Raw genomic sequence first — 8,436 nt, forward strand, 5'->3', positions numbered from 1 at the left:
CTAAACAAATATCAATTTCCTATCCATTTAGAAGAAGAAACTCATATTTGGATAGTAGTATCTCATTCACGCCTGTTATCATTTTTATGCTAACTGCTAAAGAAAAGCGAGATCCAGTAGTGACCTCGCTTCTCACAATTATACGTATTAACGACGTAATCCCAAACGTTTAATCAATTCGCGATAACGCTGCACATCCGTCTTACGCAAGTAAGCAAGCAAGTTACGACGATGTCCAACTTTCTTCATTAATCCGCGATAAGAATGATGATCTTTTTTATGCACATGAGCATGTTCGTTCAGAAGGTTGATTTCTTCTGTCAATACTGCAATTTGAACTTCCGGAGAACCAGTATCTCCCTCATGGCGCGCGTAATCTTTGATGATCTCATTTTTTCTTTCTTTTGAAAGTGCCATTTGTTCCACCTCTTTTCATAATCGGTCATCCTGTAACTGAGTCTGCCGTTGGTGATTCGGAAAACCAAGTAACAGGCGATGTGACTATCTATCACACAAAGATACTTTACATGATTTAACTGGTAAAATCAAGGGAAATACGAGGAATCCGCAAACTTTTTCTTACATATTGTACAGTTGGCCCCGCCGGATGCAAGCTTTTTTTTTAATCTGACAGAAAAATCAGTAAAAACAGCTGCCGTTATCAGCAATTTTTTAACTTTTTCCCGTACTCTATGGTAAAATATATTTTGGGAAAGGAAGAATGTGAATGATTACAATGGACGACATTATCCGAGAGGGACACCCGACATTGCGCCAAGTCGCCAAAGATGTGGCACTGCCCCTTTCAGAAGAAAACATTGCACTTGGCGAAGACATGCTGCAATTTCTTAAAAACAGTCAAGATCCTGAGATAGCAGAAAAATATAATCTCCGGGGCGGGGTCGGTCTGGCAGCTCCTCAGCTGGATATTTCCAAGCGTATTATCGCTGTCCACGTGCCGAGCAATGACGAGGAAAAACCGGAACCGCTGTTCAGCGATATTCTGTTCAATCCTAAAATATTAAGCCATTCTGTGCAGGAAGCTGCTATTGAGGAAGGTGAAGGGTGTCTTTCAGTCGACCGGGAAGTGCCGGGATACGTTATCAGAAACGCTCGCATCACTGTTTCCTATACCAACAAGCTGGGAGAAAAAAAGAAAATCCGCCTGAAAAATTACCTGGCTATTGTGGTTCAACATGAAATCGACCATTTGAACGGCATCATGTTTTATGATCATATCAATGAACAAAACCCTTTCTTTGCACCGGATGATCTGCTATTAATCAGATAAAAAAACGTCGCCTTTACAGACGACGTTTTTTTCTTTTAAATTGTCTAATCCAAATACGTGAATTTCGTGTGACTGTTGTCATTCAGCCACGCATATGTCAGTCCCATGACCAGACCGCCGCCAACATAGTTGCCGAGAAATGCCAACGTAATATTTTTCACGACATTACCAGCCGTGAAAGCAGCCAACGTTCCTTTCGAAGCAAAAAATGCGACAGGCATAGAAACAAAGTTTGCAACCACGTGTTCAAAACCTAAAAATGCAAAAATATAAATGATAAACAACAGGGAAAAAATCTTACCGATGTCATCTTTCATACGCATCGTTGCAAGCACTGCAATGTTTACAACCATATTGGCAAATATTCCCTCAATAAAAATTTGCAGGGCGCCTTTTTCCAACTTGCTGGTAACCACACTATAGACAAAACTGTTCTCTGCCAAATGTTGAAACGGTGACGTCAAGGACATGGCATAACCGAAGACTACTCCGCCGATTAAATTAAATAGTAGACAAGTAAACAGGACTTTTAATGCTAAAGGCACTGACACCTTCTTTTTATACACACCAACTGTCATATACATCATATTTGATGTTGCCAGCTCTGCATTCAAATAAATAATCATGACCAGCGACCAGCTGAACATAAAGGCATACAACATCTTGCCTAATCCGTGGGCGATTTCTTCACCTTTCATCGCGACACCAAAGGCAATCGCAGTCCCCAAAGTCAAAAAGGCTGTCGCAAATATTGCGCGTACCGCATATCTGCCAAAGCTTGAATGAAATAAATTAATTTTTTTAGCAATAGCTGCTTCAATTTTGGACATTAATTCTGATCCGTACTCCATGTTACTCTTTTTCTCCTCTTTTTTTAAATGACACCAAAATATTTTCATGAAAATATCAAAACTCCATTTTCAACTATAGCACACTTCTTCATTTTTCGCAGTATTTTTTTAGCCCCTGTCTAAAAAATCTCATACCCTTCTTGCAACATGCTAAAAATAATTGACTTTGGCGAGCCCTCTGTTGTATACTGTAGGTTGTGTAAAATAATGCAGCTAGAAAATAAGTATCACCGTCAACAGTTTATTCGCCATTGTATGGGTTCAATTGTGTAACCGCGGCTGCAAAGGTGAAGATTGAAGAATAAACTGAACGAATACTAATATTTTCAGAATTATTTTACTCCAAAAAAATTATTGGAGGAATTACTAATGTCTCGTTATACTGGACCAAGCTGGAAACTATCAAGACGTCTGGGTATCTCATTATCAGGCACCGGCAAAGAGCTGGCTCGCCGCCCTTACGCACCAGGTCAACATGGACCTAACTCAAGAAGAAGCAAATCTGAATATGGCATGCAATTGACTGAAAAACAAAAACTGCGTCACATGTATGGTTTAAATGAACGTCAATTCCGTAACTTGTTTGTTAAAGCTGGTAAAATCAGAGAAGGAAAACACGGTGTTAACTTCATGATTCTGCTTGAACGCCGATTGGATAATGTTGTTTACCGTTTAGGTTTAGCAACAACACGCCGTCAAGCACGTCAGTTTGTCAACCACGGTCATATTTTAGTGGACGGCAAACGCGTTGATATCCCTTCTTACGAAGTTGAAGTTGGACAAGTTATATCTGTGCGAGAAAAATCCCGTGAATTGACGGCTGTCAAAGCAGCTGTTGAATCCACACTGGGCCGCCCAGCTTTCGTCAGCTTTGATGATGAAAAACTGGAAGGCAGCCTGAGCCGCTTACCTGAGCGTGAAGAACTGCCACAAGATATCGATGAGTCATTCGTCGTTGAATTTTACAACAAATTACTGTAAGATTGCTTTAAAAGCACTCAAACTTATCTGTTTGAGTGCTTTTTTTATTCCGCCAGCTCCGTGGCCAGCCTCTGATAGATTTTCTTTGCTTCCATTATATGCAGCGGGTCCGATGTAGGTTCCCCGTCTGCATGACAATTAACAAGAAGATACAGCTGACCATTGATTTCTGCAAGACTTGCCAGACATAAGCCGGCCTTGTCAGTGTATCCTGTTTTCCCGCCTAAAATTGTGCCGTTGCCAAAGGACAGGCTCTCACCTGTTTTTAACAACGTACTTTCCAGAAACACACCTTGCGGATAATTGGTCGTCGGTTGCGACACAAACTGCTGTGTGGTAAAAATTTCTTTAAACAGCTGATTAGTCAAAGCAGCACTTAATAAAATACTGAGGTCGGCAGCAGTCGAATAATTTTCCCGTTCATCATAGCCGACAACGTTCGAAAAATGCGTATCCTTTAATCCTAATTCCGATGCTTTCTCATTCATCATACCGACGAAGTTCTCAGTGCCGCCTGACACATATTCAGCAAGTGCTTCAGCTGCGTCCGCACCGGAAGGCAGCATCATGCCGTATAGCAAGTCTCTGATTGTGACCGGAACATTCGGGGCAAAACCTGAGATGGCCATCCCTTGCGCGTTCAAGCGGTTCAAACTCTCTTCGTTTATCTCCACTGTATCAGATAAATCTGCTGCTGATTCAATGACGCAAAGTGCAGTCATCATTTTAGTCAGTGAAGCAATGGGTATTTTTTTGTGGGCTTTTTTTTCCGCAATTTGTTCGCCTGTCGCAAGCTCTGTCAGCATAATCGACCGGCTTGTCACATCGCCAAACAAAGCAGTATGATTGGAGTGATGCTGTAAAAAAAGAAAGACACTAGACAAAACGATTACTAAGAGGAACAAGCCTCTTACGATTTTTTTCATCAAAAAACCTCCTCTTCTGAGTTACTAGTTAACCAAGTTGGAGAAGGTAATGTTTGAAGTAATTCTTATCTTTATCTTAAGTTTCATTAAGAATTGGCAAGCTAAGTGAGAATGTCGTCACGCCGCCCTCACTCTCAGCCCGTATCTGTCCTTTATGCGCCAGCACTATTTCCTTGGCTATCGCCAACCCCAGACCGCCGCCGCTGTTTTCAGTTCCGCGAGATTTATCCAGACGATAAAACTTTTCAAAAATCAAATCCAGTTCCTCTTTCGGTATCGTCTGCCCGTCATTTTCAATAGCCATCACCAGCTGCCGGGCATCTGCCGACTGTTGCGCTGTGATTCTGATATCACTGTCGTTCCGGCCGTAAGCAACAGCATTTTTTAAAAGATTATTGATAACTCGGGCAATTTTATCAGAGTCAGCCGTCATCATCAAATCATCTGGCACAGTTAGCGTAATGCGCTGATTTTTTGATTGCAGCATCGGGTAAAACTCCTCTGCCATCTGATTCAGGAACAGTTTGACCGGCACCTTGGTTATGTACAGCGTCATGCTATCCAGTGCAAACCGGGTAACATCAAACAGTTCATTAATCAGCTCTTCCAGCCGGTCGCCTTTAGCCAGCGCAATGTCTAAATATTTTTCCCGCTTAGCTAACGGCAAGTCTTGGATATCCCGCAGCAAGTTCAAGTAACCGGTCATCGAAGCCAGAGGTGTCTTTAAATCATGCGCCAAATACGTTATCATGTCTTTCGTACGTTGCGACTCCTTACGGTACAATTCCTTCGTTTGAAGATTATTTTTCCTTATTTCTGATAGTTGAAACCCCAAATCAGGATAATCCTCCAACAAGTTTGTATCGCCGCCAGCCATAAATTCTGGAATAGTCTTGGCAATATTTTTCAGTTCACGTTCAACGAATGTACGGACGACAAACATTGTTACTCCGCTGATAATCAACAAGAGAACAATTGTGACCACAACGAAGAAAAGTTTGAAGCGGGGCCAATCGACTACACTTTCGAATGCAGCACCTGTTTCTGGATCATAAGAGTAGCTCACGAGGATGTCGTCAATCATCCGTCCTAACCCTCTGCCGATAAACGTTTCATTAATAATAAATATCAGCAGGAGAGCTGCTCCAAATATTTTCAACAATGTATACAACACTTTTTTGGATAGTTTATCCCTCAATTTTATACCCCACTCCCCAGACTGTTTGAATATATGCACGCTGTTCGGATGTATCTCCCAGCTTCTCCCGCAAGTGCCTGATATGGACCATGACGGTGTTGCTGGATGTGTCAAAATACTTTTCCTGCCATACATCCTGAAACAGCTTTTCTGTTTCGACGACATTTCCGCGGTTCTCCAACAACAGAACCAAAATATCAAATTCCTTCGGCGTCAAGTTGATTGACCTGCCGTTAAGCTGCACCTTCCGCCTGGCAATATCCACTTCAAGTCCTTTGAATGTTAACAACCTGTCCTCTCCAGTCGAACTATAAGCTGTTGCCCTGCGCAGCTGCGCTTTGACTCTGGCTACCAGCTCCAGCGGTTTGAACGGCTTCGTCACATAATCATCTGCACCTAACGTCAAACCGGTGATTTTATCTGTTTCCTCACCTTTTGCTGTCAGCATGATAATCGGATAACGGTGATTGTTTTCGCGAATATAACGGCACAGTTCAAAGCCGGTGATGTCGGGCAGCATTACATCCAAAATCGCCAAAGAAATCTTTTCCTGATTGATGATTGACAATGCCTCCCTGCCAGTCTGACAAACACTGACAGCATAATTTTCATTTTTCAAATAAACAGCCACCAATTTTGAAATACTTTCTTCATCTTCCACAATTAAAATCGTCATTTTATGTGCCCTCCTCTCATCTGACCGCTGTGTTTTAAACTTGCGCTGCCACTAGGAAGCGATGCTCCTTGTTAACTATCCGCCCTGTTGATAGCAATTCCTCATAAAGATTTAACAGCTGCTGAAAATGGGTCGCGACACTGAAACCCGGAAACTCCCAGCTGATAATCCGCACGTAATAAATCAGTGCCCCCATATCGAAGAAATACTGACAGGGAAAACACTCATCTTGCAACAAAACTTCAAATCCTGCCGCTTTAAGTTGTGCTGACGCTAGCGTTAAATCCCAACCGCTGAACGGCGGGATAAAATCCGGTATCAATTTTTCGGAAAGCAATCGGCCGCTTTGACCTCCCACTTGCTGCGTAATAAACACTCCGCCTGGTTTCAATACTCTGGCAACTTCTTTTGCATCAAACAACTCATGACGGTTCAACACAATATCAAATGAGTCATTAGGAAAATCAAGCTGATCATCTGCTGCCACCCACTTTACATCAACTCCTTTTGGCTGCAATGTCCGTTGCAGCAGCTGAAAGTTAGGCAGCCAACCTTCTGTTACCGCTGTTTTTTCATACGGATGAAGCAGCGATATTAAAAATTCGCCGCCGCCAGTTCCCATATCTAACAAGCGCATATCAGGTTTTAGAATGTCTCTGACAATCTCTTTATAATCCCATGGCAACGAGCCGTTTTCCCAGCGATTTTCCAGCCGGCCAAAATCCCATCCTTCAAACGGCAGCATTTCGTATGCCTGCCATTCCTTTTTCAACTGATCTACTGTCATCTTCAAGACCTCCCTGTATAAGTCAGTATTTTTCTTGAAGCGATACATTTCTACTGACAGACTAAAGAATTATTCTCAACACAGTATCTGCCAGATTTATAAACTGTATCGAGTAATTCTCTCGTTGGCTAAACATTGGTGTCAACCCTTTCATACTTGATACGAATTATAGCTATTTTTTCATAATTGTTCAAATATTCTTCATAATTGCTTATGCTTTCTTTAAAGTTTATGGTTTATAGTAAAGTTTGTTGATAAAAAATGTCTGTTTTGTGGATGAACGTGGTGTTAAAACTCGCTGAGGATTGACAAATATGTTTATTCTTAAACTAGAGGTGTAGGTTCGAATCCTACCGTCCACTTTTTTGGGAGAGTTCCTGAACCTTGCTGTATTAATGTTTGCAGCAGGTCAGGAACTCTCGTTTCTTTTTTTGGCTACGATATGTTTTTTTGCATAAAGTTACTAAATGTTTGAGCTGTCTTTTTGCCCAGCTTTCTGAAAATATGAGCGTAAATATCCAAGGGCGTTTTAAAGTTCTCGTGATCAAGCTGCGCTTGTACCTCGGGGAGTGGAATCCCTGTGATGTTAGGATGGGGACAGGCAGAGTGTGACGATTGACGACAATCAGCAGTACCTCGCACGCCTATTTCAATCCACTTGCTCTAAACGGAGTGAGACGGAACTAGGCATTCCGCAGAGCCTCGAAAAGCAAATTTCAATCCACTCACTCTAAACAGAGTGAGACTTTTTCGTTTGATTAACTCATTACTTAATGTCATATTTCAATCCACTCACTCTAAACAGAGTGAGACAAATCTTTAATTGTTACAGGTTTTAAACTCATCATTTCAATCCACTCACTCTAAACAGAGTGAGACGGCAGTCACTTGCAGAAAAAAAGGCAGAGAAAAAGATTTCAATCCACTCACTCTAAACAGAGTGAGACACACAGTTTGACCATGCAGAGCTGGAATATGCCTTTATTTCAATCCACTCACTCTAAACAGAGTGAGACGTACATGGCAATGGGCAACTTTGCCCAAGGAAATGATTTCAATCCACTCACTCTAAACAGAGTGAGACTTCAGGGTAGTTGGCATTGCAGACTTTCTGGCAATTTCAATCCACTCACTCTAAACAGAGTGAGACCCACATCCAAAGTTTGAGGTAGTAAGGGGCTTGATTTCAATCCACTCACTCTAAACAGAGTGAGACTAACAATCTCTGCTGCTTGCTTTTTATTAGTGGACATTTCAATCCACTCACTCTAAACAGAGTGAGACACATATTTTTGCTAAACCTTTTACTTTACACTATATTTCAATCCACTCACTCTAAACAGAGTGAGACTGTCAGCCCAGAGTTTGAAACAGTCCAACTAGGAATTTCAATCCACTCACTCTAAACAGAGTGAGACTTAAATAATGCGATAACATTTGATACCTTTGACATTTCAATCCACTCACTCTAAACAGAGTGAGACAAATATTTTCAATATTAGCGTTATTGCCTAAGTGTTATTTCAATCCACTCACTCTAAACAGAGTGAGACTGGTATGGCAACCCCTTTTTTGACAAAATTTATAAGGTGTCGTTCCTTTTATCATGTTATCCGATTGCCCTTGACAGCGAGCCTCCCCGTCTGTGAGTTTTCACGATCAGCTTCCCAGCTTTAAAAAGTCAGGATCGTTTCCGTGACGGTATCACAGACGGGCTCACTATCAA

The 8,436-nt window shown here is 41.7% G+C and carries 8 protein-coding genes, 1 tRNA gene and 1 CRISPR repeat array; of the genes, 3 read left to right on the top strand and 6 right to left on the bottom strand.

What is annotated here, in order from left to right; translation table 11 throughout:
• Positions 1-147 precede the first annotated feature (147 nt).
• Complete coding sequence (rpsO, locus tag CBF27_RS11095) at positions 148-417, bottom strand: 30S ribosomal protein S15 (protein ID WP_126814372.1); 270 nt, start codon at positions 415-417, stop codon at positions 148-150.
• A 310-nt stretch (positions 418-727) separates the two neighbouring features.
• Here rpsO and def point away from each other — a divergent pair, with 310 nt between their 5' ends.
• Positions 728-1,291 carry a peptide deformylase gene (gene def / locus CBF27_RS11100; protein ID WP_126814373.1) on the top strand — a complete coding sequence of 188 codons (564 nt, stop codon included), beginning with the start codon at positions 728-730 and terminating at the stop codon, positions 1,289-1,291.
• Positions 1,292-1,335: 44 nt separating this feature from the next.
• Here def and CBF27_RS11105 read toward each other — a convergent pair whose 3' ends face one another.
• A complete protein-coding gene (locus CBF27_RS11105; RefSeq protein ID WP_126814374.1) occupies positions 1,336-2,142 on the bottom strand; it encodes a formate/nitrite transporter family protein in 807 nt (268 codons plus the stop codon).
• Positions 2,143-2,511: 369 nt separating this feature from the next.
• Between CBF27_RS11105 and rpsD the strand changes: the two genes are divergently transcribed.
• Positions 2,512-3,123: a 30S ribosomal protein S4 gene (rpsD, locus tag CBF27_RS11110; protein ID WP_126814375.1), complete on the top strand. Its 612-nt coding sequence runs from the start codon at positions 2,512-2,514 to the stop codon at positions 3,121-3,123.
• A 44-nt stretch (positions 3,124-3,167) separates the two neighbouring features.
• Here the strand turns inward: rpsD and CBF27_RS11115 are convergent, their stop codons facing one another.
• The 4 genes from CBF27_RS11115 to CBF27_RS11130 all read right to left on the bottom strand — a co-directional run bounded on the left by CBF27_RS11115 (position 3,168) and on the right by CBF27_RS11130 (position 6,710).
• On the bottom strand, positions 3,168-4,049 hold the full coding sequence (locus tag CBF27_RS11115; protein ID WP_126814376.1) for a D-alanyl-D-alanine carboxypeptidase family protein: 882 nt from the start codon (positions 4,047-4,049) through the stop codon (positions 3,168-3,170).
• 76 nt (positions 4,050-4,125) lie between these two features.
• A complete protein-coding gene (locus CBF27_RS11120) occupies positions 4,126-5,247 on the bottom strand; it encodes a sensor histidine kinase (protein WP_126814377.1) in 1,122 nt (373 codons plus the stop codon).
• The gene (locus CBF27_RS11125) at positions 5,237-5,923 is read right to left on the bottom strand and encodes a response regulator transcription factor (protein WP_126814378.1); all 687 of its coding nucleotides are present in this window, start codon (positions 5,921-5,923) and stop codon (positions 5,237-5,239) included. The genes CBF27_RS11120 and CBF27_RS11125 overlap by 11 nt, the downstream gene beginning before the upstream one ends.
• 34 nt (positions 5,924-5,957) lie before the next feature.
• Positions 5,958-6,710: a class I SAM-dependent methyltransferase gene (locus CBF27_RS11130; protein ID WP_126814379.1), complete on the bottom strand. Its 753-nt coding sequence runs from the start codon at positions 6,708-6,710 to the stop codon at positions 5,958-5,960.
• A 272-nt stretch (positions 6,711-6,982) separates the two neighbouring features.
• Between CBF27_RS11130 and CBF27_RS14185 the strand changes: the two genes are divergently transcribed.
• A tRNA-OTHER gene (locus tag CBF27_RS14185) sits at positions 6,983-7,072 on the top strand.
• Positions 7,073-7,356: 284 nt separating this feature from the next.
• Positions 7,357-8,263: a CRISPR direct-repeat array (repeat unit 33 nt; unit sequence ATTTCAATCCACTCACTCTAAACAGAGTGAGAC).
• Positions 8,264-8,436: the final 173 nt, after the last annotated feature.

The organism is Vagococcus acidifermentans, from assembly GCF_003987655.1.
Classification (GTDB): Bacteria; Bacillota; Bacilli; order Lactobacillales; family Vagococcaceae; genus Vagococcus_B; species Vagococcus_B acidifermentans.